This is a genomic window from Micromonospora sp. WMMD987 (genome assembly GCF_029581435.1).
GTDB lineage: Bacteria > Actinomycetota > Actinomycetes > Mycobacteriales > Micromonosporaceae > Micromonospora > Micromonospora rifamycinica.
In genome coordinates this window covers 5,914,582-5,931,358 of sequence record NZ_CP120861.1, presented here as the reverse complement: position 1 = coordinate 5,931,358, position 16,777 = coordinate 5,914,582, and the positions used below count along the sequence as shown (strand labels likewise).

Below are 16,777 nucleotides of genomic sequence, written 5' to 3'. Positions count from 1 at the left end.
GACATGATCCCTCCCGCTCGGGACTGCTTCGCCACCCGGGTGGCGAAGCAGTCCCGAGCGGTCACCCTGCACCACCCGCCGCGTCCACCGCGCAGCGGGTTCGGCCCGTGACGGGGGAGAGCTGTCGGAGGCGGCCTTTGACGCCACCCGCTGCGCCCACCGCGCAGCGGGTTCGGCCCTTTCGGGGAGAGTTGTTGTCGCTGGGGCGACAACAACTCTCCCCGAAACTGTGGTCCGTGCCGACCGCCCCACGGGGGAGCCTCGCCCGGTGCGGTGCGGTGCGGTGCGGTGCGGGATGGTGTGGCGGTGTGGCGGTGCGGTGTGGCGGTGCGGTGTGGTGTGGCGGTGTGGCGGTGCGGTGTGGTGTGGCGGTGTGGCGGTGCGGTGCGGCGGTGCGGGGTGGTGTGGCGGTGCGGTGTGGCGGTGTGCCGGTGCGGCGGTGTGGCGCTGCGGTGTGCCGGTGCGGTGTGGTGCGACGGTGCTGGGTGGTGCGGTGCGGCGGTGCAGGGCAGGGCAGGGCGGTGTGGGGTGGTGCGGCTAGGGCGGGGTGGTGCGGCCAGGCCTGGGTGGGGCGGCACGGGACGGCCCGCGCCCCCGGGGAGGGGCGCGGGCCGGGTGGATCGAGTCGGGACGGTCGCGGTCAGGGGCGGGGGAGGGCGGCGTCGATCAGCGCGGTCTGCTCCACCTCGTGCATCTTGGCCGAGCCGACCGCCGGGGCGGCGGCGGCGGGCCGGGAGATGCGGCGCAGCCGGACGTCGGCCAGGTGCTCCAGCAGGTTGAGCGCGACGAAGCTCCACGCCCCCTGGTTGGCCGGCTCCTCCTGTACCCAGGCGAAGTCCTCCGCGTTCGGGTACGCCGCCAGCGCGGCCCGGATCTCCTGCACCGGCAGCGGGTAGAGCTGCTCAATCCGGACGATCGCGGTGTCGGTGACACCCCGTTCCTGCCGGGCCTGGAAGAGGTCGTAGTAGACCTTGCCCGAGCAGAGCAGCACCCGCTTGACCTGCTCGGGTGCCGGCGCGGCGGTGTCGGCCAGCACCGGGGCGAAGGTGCCGGTGGTGAAGTCCTCCACCGGGCTGACGCAGAGCTTGTGCCGCAGCAGCGACTTCGGCGTGAACACCACCAGCGGCTTGCGCTTCGGCGACAGGGCCTGGCGACGCAGCAGGTGGAAGTAGTTGGCCGGGGTGGTCGGGATGGCCACCCGCATGTTGTCCTCGGCGCACATCTGGAGGAACCGCTCGGGGCGTCCGGAGGTGTGGTCCGGACCCTGCCCCTCGTGACCGTGCGGCAGCAGCAGGGTGACCGCGGAGCGCTGGCCCCACTTCACCTCGCCGGAGGAGATGAACTCGTCGATCACCGACTGGGCGCCGTTGACGAAGTCGCCGAACTGGGCCTCCCAGCAGACCAGCGCGTTGACGTTCTCCACCGAGTAGCCGTACTCGAAGCCCATCGCGGCGTACTCGCTGAGCAGCGAGTCGTGCACGAAGAACCGGGACCGTTCGCCGTCGGCGGTGAGCGACTTGAGCGGGAGGTGGTCCTCGCCGGTCTTCGCGTCGACGATCGAGGCGTGCCGCTGGACGAAGGTGCCCCGGCGGGAGTCCTGACCGGCGAGCCGGACGGTGATCCCGTCGTGCAGCAGCGAGCCGAACGCGATGATCTCGCCGTACCCCCAGTCGATGTTGCCCTCGACGGACATCTTGGCCCGCCGGTCGAGCAACTGCTGGATCCGCTTGTGTGGGGTGAAGCCGTCGGGCAGGTTGACGTGCGCCTCGCCGATCGCCTTGACCACGGCGGCGTCGGTGGCGGTCTCCACCTGCGGCTCCGGCTCGTCCTCGCGGCTCGGCCGGCTCACCTGGCGGGGGGTGGTGGCGGCGTCCCGGGTGGCCTTGAAGACCCGCTCCAGTTGCGCCTGGTAGTCGCGGAGCAGCTCCTCGGCGTCCTCGACGGTGATGTCGCCCCGGCCGATCAGCTCCTCGGTGTAGAGCTTGCGGACCGAACGCTTCGAGTCGATGATCTTGTACATCTGCGGGTTGGACATCGACGGGTCGTCGCCCTCGTTGTGCCCGCGCCGGCGGTAGCAGACCATGTCGATCACGACGTCCTTGTTGAACGCCTGCCGGTACTCGAAGGCCAGCCGGGCGACCCGGACCACGGTCTCCGGGTCGTCGCCGTTGACGTGGAAGATCGGCGCCTGGATCATCCGGGCCACGTCGGTGCTGTAGAGGCTGGACCGGCTGTACTCCGGCGCGGTGGTGAAACCGACCTGGTTGTTGACCACCACGTGCACGGTGCCGCCGGTGCGGTAGCCGCGCAGCTGGGACAGGTTGAGCGTCTCGGCGACCACGCCCTGCCCGGCGAAGGCGGCGTCACCGTGCACCGCCAGCGGCAGCACGGTATAGCCCTCCAGCTTGAGGTCGATCCGGTCCTGCTTGGCCCGGACGATCCCCTCCAGCACCGGGTCCACCGCCTCCAGGTGCGACGGGTTCGCCACCACCGAGACCTTGACCGAGTGGTCGCCGTCCGGGGTGGTGAACTTGCCGTTCTGGCCGAGGTGGTACTTCACGTCGCCGGAACCCTGGGTGGAACGCGGGTCGAGGTGGCCCTCGAACTCCGAAAAGATCTTCTCGTACGGCTTGCCGACGATGTTGGCCAGCACGTTGAGCCGGCCCCGGTGGGCCATGCCGATGACGACCTCGTCCAGCCCGTCCTCGGCGGACGCCTCCAGCACCTCGCCGAGCAGCGGGATCAGCGACTCGCCGCCCTCCAGCGAGAACCGCTTCTGGCCGACGTACTTGGTCTGCAGGAAGGTCTCGAAGGCCTCGGCGGCGTTGAGCCGGTTGAGCACGTGCTTCTGCTCGTCGGCGGCCGGCTTCTCGTAGCGGCGCTCGATCCGTTCCTGGATCCAGCGGCGCTCCTCCGGGTCCTGGATGTGCATGTACTCGATGCCGAGCCGCCGGCAGTACGAGTCACGCAGCACACCGAGGATCTCGCGCAGCTTCATCCGCTGCTTGCCGGCGAAGCCGTTGACCGGGAAGGTGCGGTCCAGGTCCCACAGGGTCAGCCCGTGCTGGAGGACGTCCAGGTCGGGGTGCTTGCGGATGGCGAACTCCAGCGGGTCGGTGTCGGCCATCAGGTGGCCCCGGACCCGGTAGGCGTGGATCAGTTCGTGCACCCGCGCCGTCTTGTTGATCTGGCCTTCGGAGTCGACGGCCACGTCCCGCACCCAGCGCACCGGCTCGTACGGGATGCGCAACGAGGTGAAGATCTGGTCGTAGAAGCCGCGCTCGCCGAGCATCAGCTCGTGCATGACCTTGAGGAACTCGCCGGACTGCGCGCCCTGGATGATCCGGTGGTCGTAGGTGCTGGTCAGCGTGATGATCTTGCTGACCGCCAGCTCGGCCAGGGTCGCCTCGCTCATCCCCTGGTACGGCGCGGGGTACTCCATCGCGCCGACCCCGATGATCGCGCTCTGCCCCTGCATCAGCCGGGGGATGGAGTGGACCGTACCGATACCGCCGGGGTTGGTCAGCGAGATCGTCGTGCCGGCGTAGTCCTCCATGGTCAGCTCGTTGCGGCGGGCCCGCCGGACCACGTCCTCGTACGCCTGCCAGAACTGCCGGAAGTCCATCTGCTCGCAGCCCTTGATGGACGGCACGACCAGGTTACGGGTGCCGTCGGGCTTGGTCAGGTCGATGGCGATGCCCAGGTTGACGTGCTCCGGGCGGACCATCGCCGGCTTGCCGTCGACCTCGGCGAAGGAGTTGTTCAGCTCCGGGTGCTCCACCACGGCCCGGATCAGCGCGTACCCGATCAGGTGGGTGAAGCTGACCTTGCCGCCGCGTCCCCGGGCGAGGTGGTTGTTGATCACGATGCGGTTGTCGACGAGCAGCTTGGCCGGAACGGCGCGCACGCTGGTGGCGGTCGGCACGGAGAGCGAGGCGTCCATGTTCTGCACGATCCGGGCGGCCACCCCCCGCAGCGGCGTGGTGCCGGCGGCGCTGGCCGTCGGGGCCTTCGCGGCCGGCTTGGCGGCGGCGGCCGGCTTGGCGCTCGTGGCGGGCTTGGTGGTCGCGGCCGGCTTGGCGGCGGCGGGCTTGGCCGGGGCGGCCTTCGCGGTGGTGGTCGCCTTCGTGGCCGTGGCCGGCTTGGCGCTGGCGGCCGGCTGCTCCTGGGTGGCGGGCTGCTCCTTCGCGGCGGCCGGCTGCTGCGGCTCGGCCGGCTCCGGCTCGGCGGCCGGGGTGCCCCTACCCTCGGCCGGGCGCGAGGTCGCGGTGCCGGGGCGGTAGTCGGCGAAGAAGTCGTGCCAGGCCGAGTCGACGCTCGATGGGTCGGCGAGGTAGCGCTGGTACATCTCCTCGACGATCCACTCGTTCGGGCCGAAACCCGCCAGTGGGTTCTCCTGCGAAGTCTGCTGGGTCGACACGGCCGGTAATCGCCTCTTTCACGCGGGTTTGTGTGTCACGCGGTGTCCGCCGTCGTCCGGAAGTGCGCGTGGGCGGGGGACGGCTCCCAGGCTACGCCGTGAGATTACGGTAGGCATTTCCACCTCCGTTGGGTGGCAGGATTCACAGAAGATGCCAGAAGTCAATGACCTCTTCGTGTCCTGTTGACTTCGGGGCGGAGTGTGCTCCCCCACCCGGACCGCAACCGGGCCGGGCGGCAAGCCCTGAACAGCCGGCCGGCCCGGCGCGACGGTCGTCACGCCGGGCCGGCCCGGACCGGAAACGGGTCGGGTCAGGAGATGTCCCGCCGCCGCATGGTGAGCGTGCCGATCGCACCGGCCACCACGGCGTACCCGATCAGGACCACCGCACCCGCCCAGCGGGGCGGATTGCCCGGGATCTCCGTCCCGCTGACCATCAGCGACGACGCCAGCGACGGCACCAGCACCTGGAGGTCGTTGATCCAGTCGCCCCACCGGGCGGCCAGGATGCTGATCGCGATGGCCGCGCCGACCGCGCCACCCAGGTACAGCAGGATGCCGGTGACCGTGGCACCGATCTGGCTGCGGATCAGCACCCCGATCCCGACCCCGAGCACCGACCAGAGCAGGTAGGCCAGGCCGTTGAGCGCGGTGGCCCGCCAGACCGCGCCGCTGCCGAGCTGGGAGCCCAGGTCGACGCTGTTCATCACCAGGGCACCGAAGGGCAGGTTGAGCGCAGTGGTGACCAGCCAGAACAGCACGGCCAGAATGGCCGCGGCGGCCAGCTTGGCCAGCATCACCGCCGTCCGGTGCGGCACGGTGAGGAAGGTGGTGGTGACCGTCTGGTGGAAGAACTCGCTGGTCACCACGATGATGCCGAGCAGCATCACGATCATCAGACCGAAGAACTGCCCGTTGGTGTAGACGTTGGCGGCGAGGCTGTCCACCGACTGCACGGCCTGGATCTGGTCGGCCTGGTCGGCCGGCACGTCACCGAAGTTGTTGCTGGCCAGCGCGTCGGTCTGCAACCAGTTGATCAGTGCGGTCAGCGCCCACAGCGGCAGCGTGATCAGCCCGAAGATCCACCACGTGCTGGTGGTACGGATCTTCAACAGCTCGGATCGGACCAGGTTCATCGGATGCCCGCCTTCCCGGCCGTCAGCTCCAGGAAGACCCGTTCCAGGTCGGGTCGTTCCGGGGTCAGTTCGTGCAGCTCGACCTGCGCGGCCAGCGCGGCCCGGCCGATCGCCGGCGCCTCCACTCCGCTGACCAGCAGCACGCCGTGCTCGTCGGCCTCCACCGTCGCGGACTGCTCGCGCAGCGCCACGGTCAGCTTCTCTGCCTGCGGGGTGCGCACCCGCACCCGGCCGCCCTGCGCCATCGAGCCGAGCACCTGCTCCACCGGCCCCTGCCGGATCAGCTTGCCGGCCGCGATGATCACCACGTCGTCGGCGAGGAGCTGCATCTCGGACAGCAGGTGGCTGGAGACCAGCACGGTGCGCCCCTCGTGGGCCAGCCCCTTGAGGAAGCCCCGCATCCAGCGGATACCCTCCGGGTCGAGACCGTTGGCCGGCTCGTCGAGGATCAGCACCCGGGGGTCACCGAGCATCGCGGCGGCGATGCCGAGCCGCTGCTTCATGCCCAGCGAGTAGCCCTTGAACTTGCGCTTCGCCGCCGGGGTGAGCCCGACCAGGGCCAACGCCTCGTCGGCCCGGCTGCGGGGCAGGCCGGCCGCCGCACAGATCACCCGCAGGTGGTTGATACCGGTACGGCCCTTGTGCGCGCTGGAGGCCTCCAGCACCGCGCCCACGTGGCGCAGCGGGTCGGTCAGGTCGGCGTACCGCTGGCCACCGATGGTCGCCGTGCCACCGGTCGGGGTGACCAGGTTCAGCAGCATCCGCAGGGTGGTCGTCTTGCCCGCCCCGTTCGGGCCGAGGAAGCCGGTCACCCGACCGGACTCGACCGTGAAGGACAGGTTGTCGACCGCCCGTACGTTCTTGTACTGCTTGGTCAACCCGGACACGACGATCTGGCCGGTGCTGGGGCTCCACTGCCCGTCGGACATCGTTCTCCTCCCGTGCGGCGGCGCGTCGCGCGCCGCGTCCTGCGGCGCCGTTGCGGAATGCGCCGCTGCCAGCCTCGCTGGTCAGGTCAAGTTACGCCATCAGTCCCGTTCGGTAGGTCGTACTCCGTCTCAGGCAGGAGCGGGTCGTCCTCAGGGACGAGGCGTGGGCGGCAGCGCGACCCAGGTGGCGCGGGCCCGGCCGAGCAGCCGGCCGGCGTCGTCGTAGAGGCTGGTGTGCACCACCGCGAGGCGTCCCTCGGCGCTGACCACCGCCCCGGTGACCACGCAGCCCTCGCCCGGCCGGGGTAGCGCGTCGAGGGTCACCGCGATCCGGCCCAGCACGTACGGCCGGCCGGGAGCGATCACCGCCCAGCCCCCGGGGCAGTCCAGTGCCGCCCAGACGGTCGGCGCGGTCACCCGCCGCGGTGTCCGCCACGCCGCGGCCGTCCGGCCGTCGGGCAGCCGGCCCGGGAAGATCCGCAGGCCGTCCGGGTGGTCCGGGCCGCAGACGTAACACCCGGGGAAGGGGTGGTCCCGCAGGCCCGGGTAGCCGGCCGAGGCGGCGTCCGCGGTCGCCGGGTCGACCGGGGGGACCGGGGCGGGCGGGTCGCCGGCCGGGCGCACCTCGGCGACCAGCTGCCCGTCCGGGTCGTACACGTCGCCGTCGGTGAGGGTGAGCGGGGTGTCCAGCGGGGGCGGGCGACGCAGCGTCACCTCGACGGGCCGGTCCGCGTCGTACGCCCCGGCGAAGACCCCGGCGCTCCAGCCGCCGTTGCCCGAGCCGGGCGGCCCGTTGTACCGGAATTCGACGATCATCGCCCCTCCACTGCCTCGTCCTCCGGCCGTGGACGGCCGGATGTCCGCCGCCAGCCTCGCACGCCCCGTGCAGGCCACCGTGGGGGCCGGTCCGCCGGCCGGCGTTCACCGGATCGACACCCGTCTCCAGGCACCCGGCAACCCGGGGCACCTACACAGGTCTCATGGCTGTTCTGCATGCCGCTGGCGCACCCCTGACGACCAGTGGATACACCCTGCTGATCGCCGACGACCCGACCCAGGTCGCGGCCGCGCAACGCCTGCGCCACGAGGTGTTCGCCACCGAACTCGGCGCGACCCTGCGTCCGGGCGTCGCCGGACTGGACGCCGACGACCTCGACGTCCACTGCGACCACCTGATCGTCCGGGAGGAGCGCACCGGCGCGGTGGTCGGCACCTACCGGCTGCTGCCACCGGGCCGGACCGACCGCCGGTACGCCGCCGGCGAGTTCGACCTGACCGCGCTGGACCCGCTGCGCGATCTGCTGGTCGAGACGGGTCGCTCCTGCGTCCACCCGGACCACCGCTCCGGCGCGGTGATCAACCTGATGTGGGCGGGGCTGACCCGCTACCTGCACCTGCGCGGCTCCAACTGGCTCGGCGGGTGCGCCTCGGTACCGGTCGACGACGGCGGCCGGGCCGTCGCCGAGGCGTGGGCGCTGGCCCGGGCCGGTCACCTCGCGCCCCCGCTGTTGCGGATCCGCCCACTGCGGCCCTGGTTCGCCGAGCCGGGCGCGGCGGCTGTGGAGACCGCCGTCGGGGATTCCGCCGGCCGGGCGCGGATCCCGGCGCTGCTGCGCGGTTACCTGCGGCTCGGCGCGTGGATCGCCGGTGAGCCGGCGTACGACCCGGATTTCCGCTGCGCGGACTTCTACGTGCTCTTCTCGCTGGACCGGATGAACCCGCGCTACCTGCGCCACTTCCTGGGCGGGGCGGCGCGGTGAGCGCCGAGTTGTGGCGGCCGACAGCCGGCTGCGGACCGGCCTGCCTGCCGTCGGCGCGGCGGGCGGAGGTGTCGCCGGCCCGCCGGGTGGCCCGGCTGCTGGGGGTGCTCGGCATGGTGCTGGTCGGGGCCGCCGTGGTCGTCCTGCTGCCGGTGCTGCCGGCCGCGGAGCGGGCGGCGGCGGTCCGGGGCTGGGCGCGGGGGACCGCCGGGGCGCTCGGGGTGCGGCTGGCGGTGCGCGGGCGGCTGCCGCGCCGGCGGGCGCTGTTGGTCGCCAACCACGTTTCCTGGCTGGACATCCTCGCGGTGCTGGCGGTCGCGCCGGCCCGGTTGCTGGCCAAGCGGGAGGTCCGGCGCTGGCCGCTGCTGGGCCTGCTGGCCCGCGCCGGCGGCGCGCTCTTCGTCGACCGGTCGCGGCCCCGGGACCTGCCGCACACGGTGGCCCGGATCGCGGCCACCCTGCGGGCCGGTCACCCGGTCGCCGTCTTCCCCGAGGGTACGACCTGGTGCGGCGTCGCGCCGTCGACCGACTGCCGGCCGCGCCGGGGCTTCCGCCCGGCGGCCTTCCAGGCGGCGATCGACGCCGGGGCACCGGTGGTGCCGCTGCGGATCAGCTACCGCTCTGCTACCACCGGGGCGACGACCACCACCGCCGCCTTCCTCGGCGACGAGACCCTGTGGCGCTCGGTGCGCCGGGTGGTGGCCGCCCGGGACCTGGTGGTCGACGTCGCGGTGACCGCCGCCCTGCACCCGGCCCCCGGCGCGGACCGTCGGCTGCTGGCCCGGACCGCCGAGTCGGCCGTGCACCTGCTCCCGCCCCGCCCGGTCCCCGGCCGCCCCACCCTGGCCGCTGTCGCCCCGGTCGCCGCGCCCATTTCGGTGGCCCTACCCGGCCCGGTGGTCGCGCCCGGCCCGGTGGTCGCGCCCGGCCCGGTGGTCCCGCCCGGTTCGGTGGTCACGCCGGCCGCCGGGGCGGGCCTTCGCCTGGCCGCCTGAGGGTCGGCGGGGTGCGGCGTGCCGTCGCGGCGGGTGCTGGTCACGTCCACCCGTGGGCGGAACGGGCCGCCAGGCGCGCAGGGTCGACCCTGGCCACCCGGTCGCGTGGGGTGAGCCTGGCAGGTCTACCACCAACCAGTCGGATATGACGCTGCGGCATGAATATGACGGACAGGAATAGCTCGTCCGCCGGATAAGACCCCTCCGCCGACTGCGGGTCGGGTCGCCGGGCGGGACACGTAAGGGACCACCCGGCATCATGCCGGGCGGTCCCTTCAGCATCGGCCGGTCAGGACCGCCTGGTGAACCCGGCGAAGAACCGCCAGGTCCCCGCGTCGGGGGCGGGCACCGGACCGGTCGGGTCGGGGCGGTGGCCGGCGGGGTGCGCGGGTGGGACGGGTTCACGACTCGCGACAGTCTTGTTCTATCGCGATGTATCGCGTTACGCTTCCCCCGTGCAGTGGCGCGGCCGTCGGCCGTGACCCATCGAGGGGAGACGTCATGACCAACTGGACGGTCGACAGACCACAGCAACTGACCATCGAGGAGCCGGTCACCCGACTCGACGTACGAATGGTCACCGGTCGGCTCAACGTGGTCGGCACCGACGGCCCGGTCCGGGTCGACGTCACCCGGGTCAGCAGCCGGCCGGTCATCGTCGAACACCGCGACGGCGTGCTCCGGGTCGGCCACGAGCGCCACCCCCGCTGGCCCGGGTTCCTCTGGTGGCTCGGTCAGTTCGGCCGTCGCTTCCGGGCCGAGGTGTCCATCGCCGTCCCGGCCGGCACCCTGGCCGACCTGCACCTGGTCGACGGCGCGCTGGTCGCCTCCGGGCTGGTCAACGAGACCAACGTCAACGTCACCTCCGGGCGGATCGCCCTGATGGGCCTGGCCGGACGCACCAACGCGCGGATCGTCTCCGGCCCGGTCGAGGCGCTCGGGGTCACCGGTGACCTCACCCTGGACACGGTCTCCGGCGAGGTGACCCTCGCCGAGAGCGCGGCCGGCCGGGTGTACGCCAACACCATCTCCGGGGCGATCACCTGCGACCTGGACAACCCCCGACGTAGCGAGATCCGGCTCACCACCATCTCCGGGCCGATCACCGTCCGGGTCCGCGAGGACAGCGACCTCGCCGTCCACCTGCACACCGCCTCCGGCCGGATCACCAGCGGGTTTCCCCAGGTCGGTGGCAGCGTCGGCGTCGGTCCGGTCAAGGACAGCCACGGGGTGCTCGGCGCGGGCGCGGGTAAGCTCTGGGCATCCGCGACCTCCGGCAGCATCGCGCTGCTCGCCCGGCCGGTGGACGACGACCCGGAGGAGCTGCCGTGACCGCCGTGTTCAGTCACGGGCGACTCCGGCTCTACCTGCTCCGGCTGCTCGACGACGGCCCCAAGCACGGGTACGAGCTGATCCGGCTGCTGGAGGAGCGCTTCCTCGGCCTCTACGCCCCCAGCGCCGGCACCATCTATCCCCGGCTGCAACGGCTGGAGGCCGACGGCCTGGTCACCCACACCGCCGCCGGGGGCCGCAAGGTCTACGAGATCACCGAGGCGGGCCGGACCGAGCTGCGTCAGCGCGCCGACGAGGTGACCACCCTGGAATCCGACATCAGCGCCTCGGTGGAGGACCTCTCCGCCCTGGCCGGGGAGATCCAGACCGAGGTACGCGGCTCGGTACGCGACCTCAAGCGCGAACTGCGCGAGGCCACCCGACAGACCCGGCAGACCCGTTGGGACCGGTCGGCCCCCACCCCGCAGCCCCGCCCGGCCGCCCCCGGCGACGGTGACTCCCCGCTGCTCGCGGAGTTCGACCGGCGGCTGGCCGCGTTCACCGTCGAGGTCGGGGCGCTGGTCCGGGCCGGACAGCTCAGCGACACCCAGCTCCGTACCGCGATCCGGGTCCTCGACGGCGCATTGGACGGGCTGAGCCGGCTGCTGCGCTGACGGCCACCCGTCGCGGGCACCGCCCCGGTCGCCGGCCGTCGCCCCGGTCGCCGGCCACGACCGGGGCGCCGGACGGCTTCACAGGATTTTTGCAGGAACCGTCCAGCGCCGCCGCAGCGACGTCACGGATGATGGCCAGCATGGCCGCTACCCAGACCGAGGCGCGACTGCTCGTCGTCGAGGACGATCCCAACATCCTCGAACTGCTCTCCGCCAGCCTCCGCTTCGCGGGGTTCGACGTCGCGACCGCCACCAACGGCAGTGCGGCCCTGCACGCGGCCAAGGACCACCGCCCCGACCTGGTGGTGCTCGACGTGATGCTGCCCGACCTCGACGGCTTCGAGGTCATCCGGATGCTCCGGGAGGGCGGCACGCGTACCCCGGTGGTGTTCCTGACCGCCCGGGACGCCACCGACGACAAGATCCGTGGGTTGACCCTGGGCGGTGACGACTACGTCACCAAGCCGTTCAGCCTGGAGGAGCTGACCGCCCGGATCCGGGCGGTGCTGCGGCGTACGGCCACCGGCGAGCACGCCCCGTCCCGGCTCACCTTCGCCGACCTGGAGCTGGACGAGGAGACCCACGAGGTGCACCGGGCCGGTCAACGGGTGCAGCTCTCGCCGACCGAGTTCAAGCTGCTGCGCTACCTGATGCTCAACGCCAACCGGGTGCTGTCCAAGGCGCAGATCCTCGACCACGTGTGGAACTACGACTTCCGGGGCGACGACAACATCGTCGAGTCCTACATCTCCTACCTGCGCCGCAAGGTGGACAACACCCAGCCCCGCCTGATCCACACCCTGCGTGGCGTCGGCTACGTCCTGCGCAAGCCGGCGGCGTGAGCCCGCTCGACGAGGCGAAAGGGCGGATCCGGAGCGTCCCGCTGCGGGTGAAGCTGGTCGCGGCGGTCCTCACCCTCGTCGCCGTCGCGCTGGTCGTGATCAGCTCGCTGACCACGTACTTCCTGCGTGAGTACCTGATCGGGCAGGTCGACGGCGAGTTGCAGACGGCCAGCATCCAGGTCGGCCGGGTGCTGCCCAACCTGGAGGCCGGGTGGGCCAAGGCCACCCTGCCCACCGACTACGTCGTGGCGCTCGCCGACGGCGACAGCTCCCGGTTCATCGGCTACGACCCGGCCCTCGAAACGGACGACCTGCCACCGGTCCCCGCCGACGTGGCCGGTTTCCGCAGCGCGGAGGGCGACCCGTTCACGGTCCGGTCCCAGGACGGCCGGGAACGGTGGCGGATGCTCTACCGGGAACTCTCCGACGGCCGGGTGCTCGCCGTCGGGCAGCACCTCACCGACGTCGACCTGGCCGTCAAGCGGTTGATCTGGATAGACATGCTGGTCGGCGGGGCGGTGCTGATCCTGCTCGCCTCGATCGGCGCGGCCATCGTGCGGACCAGCCTGAAACCGCTGGTGGAGATCGAACGGACCGCCGCCGCGATCGCCGGTGGTGACCTGACCCGTCGGGTGCCCGACCCGGAGGAGGGCCAGGAGTGCGCCACCTCCGAGCTGGGCCGGCTCTCCCGGGCGTTGAACGCGATGCTGGCCCAGATCGAGGCCGCCTTCACCGCCCGGGCCGCCTCCGAGATGGCGGCCCGTACGGCGGAGGCCGGTGCCCGGGACGCGGCGGACGCCGCGCTGGCGTCCGAGGCCCGCGCCCGGCGGTCGGAGGAACGGATGCGGCAGTTCGTCGCGGACGCCTCGCACGAGCTGCGGACCCCGCTGACCACCATCCGGGGCTTCGCCGAGCTGTACCGGCAGGGTGCGGCCCGCGCCCCGGAACAGACCGCCGACCTGCTGCGCCGCATCGAGGACGAGGCGTCCCGGATGGGTCTGCTGGTGGAGGACCTGCTGCTGCTCGCCCGGCTGGACCGGGAGCGCCCGCTGTCGCTCGCCCCGGTCGAGCTGCCGGTGCTCGCCACGGACGCGGTCGAGGCGGCCCGGGTGGTCGCCCCGCAACGGCGCATCGAGCTGGAGATCGCCCCGGGATCCGGCCCGCTGGTGGTGCACGCCGACGACGCCCGGCTACGGCAGGTGATCGGCAACCTGATGACCAACGCGCTGACCCACACCCCACCCGAGGCGTCGGTGACCCTGCGGCTGCGGTCGGAGACCGGGCACCTGGCCGTGGTCGAGGTGGCGGACACCGGCCCGGGGCTCGCCCCGGAACAGGCCGAGCGAGTCTTCGAACGGTTCTACCGGGCCGACGCGGCCCGGACCCGGCGGGCCAGCGGAATCACCAGCACCGGCCTGGGGCTGGCCATCGTCGCCGCGCTGGTCACCGCGCACCAGGGCACGGTGGAGGTGGACGAGACGCCGGGCGGCGGGGCGACCTTCCGGGTCCGGCTGCCGCTGCTGCCCGAGCCCGACGGTGACACCGAGTGAGGTTCCACCGGCCGGGGTGTGACTTTCAGAAAACTTCCAGGCAGGATCCAGGCTGGTGACAGTGCCACGGGGAAAACTAAGGTCATGACCGAGTTCGAGACCGACCCGCAGCGTCGGCCGGCTGCCACCGACGCCGAGCCGTCGCACCCCTCCGCCGAGCCGTCCCGCGCCGCGCGCGGCGAGTCCGACACCACCCCCACCGCCGCCGGCACCGAGCCGGCCGGCACGCCCGGCGCCGGATCGCCGTACGCGCCGCCGCAGTCGTCGTCGCCGTACGCGCCGCCCGGGTACCCGCAGTCCTCGTACCAGCCGGGTGGCCAGGCGTACCGGCCCGGCTATCCGGCGTCCACCGGCTACCCGGGTTACCCGCCGGCGGGCCAGTACCCGTCGGCCGGTCACCCGCAGCCCGGCCAGCAGCAGCCGGGGTCCGGGTGGGCCGCCGGCCAGTCCGGCCAGCACCACCACCTGAGCACCCCGGGTCAGCCCGGTGCCGGCACGTCGTCCGCGGGTTACCCGGGTCAGCCGGGTGCCGGCACGTCGTCCGTCGGTTACCCGGGTCAGTCGGGTGCCGGCGGCACCGGGCAGCCGGGCGTCGGTTACCCGGGCCAGCACGGTCAGCCGTCCGCCGGGTATCCCGGGTCGGCCGGTCCGGGCGGCCCGCAGCACCCCGGCCAGCAGCAGCCGTGGGCTCCCGCCCCCGCGCCGCAGGCCGGCAGGGTGGCCAAGTTCGTCGGCGCCGGGGTGGCGGTCTTCGCCCTGATGCTCGGCTCCGGTGTGGCCGGCGGCGCGCTCGCCCTGGCGGTGGACGGCGACCGGGGCGGCATCACCCGCACCTACTCCGCCGCGCCGGTGATCGACAGTGCCGACCTGCCCAAGATCGCCGCGTCGGTGCAGGACAGCGTCGTCTCGATCATCACCGACAACGGTGAGGGATCGGGCGTGATCCTCAGCTCCGACGGCTTCGTGCTGACCAACAACCACGTGGTCGCCTCCGCCTCCGGTAATGCCGTCCGGGTGGTCTTCGCCAACGGCAAGACCGCCCCCGCCAAGATCGTCGGCACCGACCCGAAGACCGACCTCGCGGTGGTCCAGACCAGCGGCATCGACAACCTCAAGGCGGCGAAGTTCGGCGACAGCGACGCCATGCAGGTGGGTGACCAGGTACTCGCCCTGGGCAGCCCGCTCGGCCTCCAGGGTTCGGTGACGGCAGGCATCCTCAGCGCCCGCGACCGCACCATCCAGGCCGGCAGCGGCAACGGCCCGCAGCAGTCCCCCCAGGGCGGCGCCAGCTCGATCTCCGGCCTGCTCCAGACCGACGCCCCGATCAACCCGGGCAACTCCGGTGGCGCGCTGGTCAACACCCGGGGCGAGGTGATCGGCATCAACACCGCCATCGCCACCGCCGGGCAGGGCAGCACCGGCAACATCGGGGTGGGCTTCGCCATCCCGAGCAACAAGGCCAAGGACGTCGCGGAGAAGCTCCAGCGGGGCGAGAAGATCAGTCACCCCTCCCTCGGCGTCAGCGTCAACGCGGCCGAGGACGGCGGGGCACTGGTCGCCGCCGTCAGCGGGGGTAGCGCCGCCGAGAAGGCCGGTATCCAGCGGGGCGACGTGATCACCAAGTTCGGGGACAAGGTGATCAACGACTCCAACGATCTGGTCGGCGCGGTACAGGCCGGCAAGGTCGGCGACCGGGTCCAGGTGACCTACAAGCGAAATGGTGTCGAGGCGACGGCAACCGTCACGCTCGCCGAAACGTCATAGCCATCAGACCTGCCTCCTCCGGGGCGGCGGGCGGCGGAGCCAAGGGGGTTGGCTCCACCGCCCGCCGCCCTTCTTCCTGCCCGGGGCGGCCCGGCCGGGTGCGTGCGGCTCTGGCGGCCCGGCCCGGCCGGGTGCGTGCGGCTCTGGCGGCCCGGCCCGGCCGGGTGCGTGCGGCTCTGGCGGCCCGGCCGGGTTGGGGGCGTTTGACCGCCCGGTCGACGGGAACTCGCCGCCGGTCCCGCTTCACCGGGACGACGGGGAGGATCCGTGACCGTGACCCACCGCCTGTCGGACCGGCCGCCGCCGGAGCGGCCGCTGCGGATAGCGATGCTGGTCCCGCCCTGGCTGTCGGTGCCGCCGCCCGGCTACGGCGGGCTGGAGCAGGTGGTGCACGGGCTGGTCGACGCGCTCGTCGGGCGCGGTCACGAGGTGACCCTCTTCGGTGCCGGGCGGCAGCACGGCACGGCCGCCGAGTACGTCTGCACGATCGACGAGTTGCAGTACGACCGGCTGGGCGAGTCGCTGCCGGAACTGGCCCACCTGGCGCGCGTCCGGCAGCTGATCTCCGCTGCCGACTTCGACGTGATCCACGACCACACCACGATCGGGCCGCTGATCGCCGGCCGGCGTGCGGTGCCCACCGTGGCCACCGTGCACGGCAACCCGGTCGGGGAGTACGGAGCGGTGCTCAGCGACACCGACCACGGGGTCGGCCTGGTGGCGATCTCACACGCCCAACGCCGGGCCAACCCCGGCCTGCCCTGGGTGGGTACGGTGCACAACGCCCTGGACGGCCGGGACGTGCCCGCCAAGCGGGAGCCCGGTCGTGGCCCGGTGCTCTGGCTGGCCCGGTTCAGCCCCGACAAGGGCCCGGACCTGGCGATCCGGGCCTGCCGGGCGGCCGGCCTGCCACTCACCCTGGCGGGCAAGTGCAACGAGCCCGCCGAGCGGCAGTACTTCGCCGAGGTGGTCCAGCCGATGCTGGGCGAGGACGTCACCGTGATCGTCAACGCCGACCGGGAGGAGACCCTGCGGCTGCTGGTCGACGCCCGGTGCCTGATCATGCCGATCCAGTGGGAGGAGCCCTTCGGCATGGTGATGGTGGAGGCCATGGCGACCGGCACGCCGGTGGTGGCACTGCGCCGGGGCGCGGTGCCGGAGGTGGTGGTCGACGGGGTGACCGGGCTGATCTGTGACGGTGCCGAGGCACTGCCGGCGGCGCTGCGCGAGGTGGACCGGCTCGACCCGGCGGCCTGCGTCGCGCACGTCGCCGAGAACTTCTCCACCGACCGGATGGCGCGCGGCTACGAGGCGATCTACCGGGCGGTGGCACACCCGGCCCGACCCCACCCCGCCACCGGCCACGTTCCGCTGCGCACCCGCTGACCGGCCGCCGCGCCGCGACCCGTCGACCGGTCAGCGGGTGCGCGCGGCC

Annotated in this window: 12 protein-coding genes; 8 read left to right on the top strand and 4 right to left on the bottom strand. The window is 72.8% G+C overall.

Going from position 1 to position 16,777, the window contains the following annotated elements:
* Positions 1 to 640: 640 nt before the first annotated feature.
* From O7612_RS25070 to O7612_RS25055, 4 genes are all read right to left on the bottom strand, one after another.
* Positions 641 to 4,420 (bottom strand): multifunctional oxoglutarate decarboxylase/oxoglutarate dehydrogenase thiamine pyrophosphate-binding subunit/dihydrolipoyllysine-residue succinyltransferase subunit, encoded by a 3,780-nt coding sequence (locus O7612_RS25070; RefSeq protein WP_282267875.1) that lies wholly within the window; start codon positions 4,418 to 4,420, stop codon positions 641 to 643.
* A 311-nt stretch (positions 4,421 to 4,731) separates the two neighbouring features.
* Entirely contained in the window at positions 4,732 to 5,556 is an 825-nt protein-coding gene (locus O7612_RS25065; RefSeq protein WP_282267873.1) for an ABC transporter permease, read from the bottom strand.
* The gene (locus O7612_RS25060; RefSeq protein ID WP_282267871.1) at positions 5,553 to 6,485 is read right to left on the bottom strand and encodes an ABC transporter ATP-binding protein; all 933 of its coding nucleotides are present in this window, start codon (positions 6,483 to 6,485) and stop codon (positions 5,553 to 5,555) included. The genes O7612_RS25065 and O7612_RS25060 overlap by 4 nt, the downstream gene beginning before the upstream one ends.
* A gap of 150 nt (positions 6,486 to 6,635) precedes the next feature.
* Positions 6,636 to 7,301, bottom strand: coding sequence for a hypothetical protein (locus O7612_RS25055; protein ID WP_282267869.1), 666 nt, complete (start codon positions 7,299 to 7,301; stop codon positions 6,636 to 6,638).
* 164 nt (positions 7,302 to 7,465) lie between these two features.
* On the opposite strand from O7612_RS25055, the gene O7612_RS25050 reads away from it, so the two are divergent.
* The 8 genes from O7612_RS25050 to O7612_RS25015 all read left to right on the top strand — a co-directional run bounded on the left by O7612_RS25050 (position 7,466) and on the right by O7612_RS25015 (position 16,728).
* Positions 7,466 to 8,245: a GNAT family N-acyltransferase gene (locus O7612_RS25050; protein WP_282267867.1), complete on the top strand. Its 780-nt coding sequence runs from the start codon at positions 7,466 to 7,468 to the stop codon at positions 8,243 to 8,245.
* The gene (locus O7612_RS25045) at positions 8,242 to 9,240 is read left to right on the top strand and encodes a lysophospholipid acyltransferase family protein (RefSeq protein ID WP_282267865.1); all 999 of its coding nucleotides are present in this window, start codon (positions 8,242 to 8,244) and stop codon (positions 9,238 to 9,240) included. The genes O7612_RS25050 and O7612_RS25045 overlap by 4 nt, the downstream gene beginning before the upstream one ends.
* A 501-nt stretch (positions 9,241 to 9,741) precedes the next feature.
* A complete protein-coding gene (locus O7612_RS25040) occupies positions 9,742 to 10,572 on the top strand; it encodes a DUF4097 family beta strand repeat-containing protein (protein WP_282267863.1) in 831 nt (276 codons plus the stop codon).
* Complete coding sequence (locus O7612_RS25035; RefSeq protein WP_282267861.1) at positions 10,569 to 11,186, top strand: PadR family transcriptional regulator; 618 nt, start codon at positions 10,569 to 10,571, stop codon at positions 11,184 to 11,186. The genes O7612_RS25040 and O7612_RS25035 overlap by 4 nt, the downstream gene beginning before the upstream one ends.
* Positions 11,187 to 11,326: 140 nt before the next feature.
* The gene (locus O7612_RS25030) at positions 11,327 to 12,028 is read left to right on the top strand and encodes a response regulator transcription factor (protein WP_067312683.1); all 702 of its coding nucleotides are present in this window, start codon (positions 11,327 to 11,329) and stop codon (positions 12,026 to 12,028) included.
* Entirely contained in the window at positions 12,025 to 13,578 is a 1,554-nt protein-coding gene (locus O7612_RS25025; RefSeq protein WP_282267858.1) for a HAMP domain-containing sensor histidine kinase, read from the top strand. The genes O7612_RS25030 and O7612_RS25025 overlap by 4 nt, the downstream gene beginning before the upstream one ends.
* Before the next feature lie 84 nt (positions 13,579 to 13,662).
* Positions 13,663 to 15,342, top strand: coding sequence for a trypsin-like peptidase domain-containing protein (locus tag O7612_RS25020; protein ID WP_282267856.1), 1,680 nt, complete (start codon positions 13,663 to 13,665; stop codon positions 15,340 to 15,342).
* A gap of 327 nt (positions 15,343 to 15,669) precedes the next feature.
* On the top strand, positions 15,670 to 16,728 hold the full coding sequence (locus O7612_RS25015) for a glycosyltransferase family 4 protein (protein ID WP_282274045.1): 1,059 nt from the start codon (positions 15,670 to 15,672) through the stop codon (positions 16,726 to 16,728).
* Positions 16,729 to 16,777 lie beyond the last annotated feature (49 nt).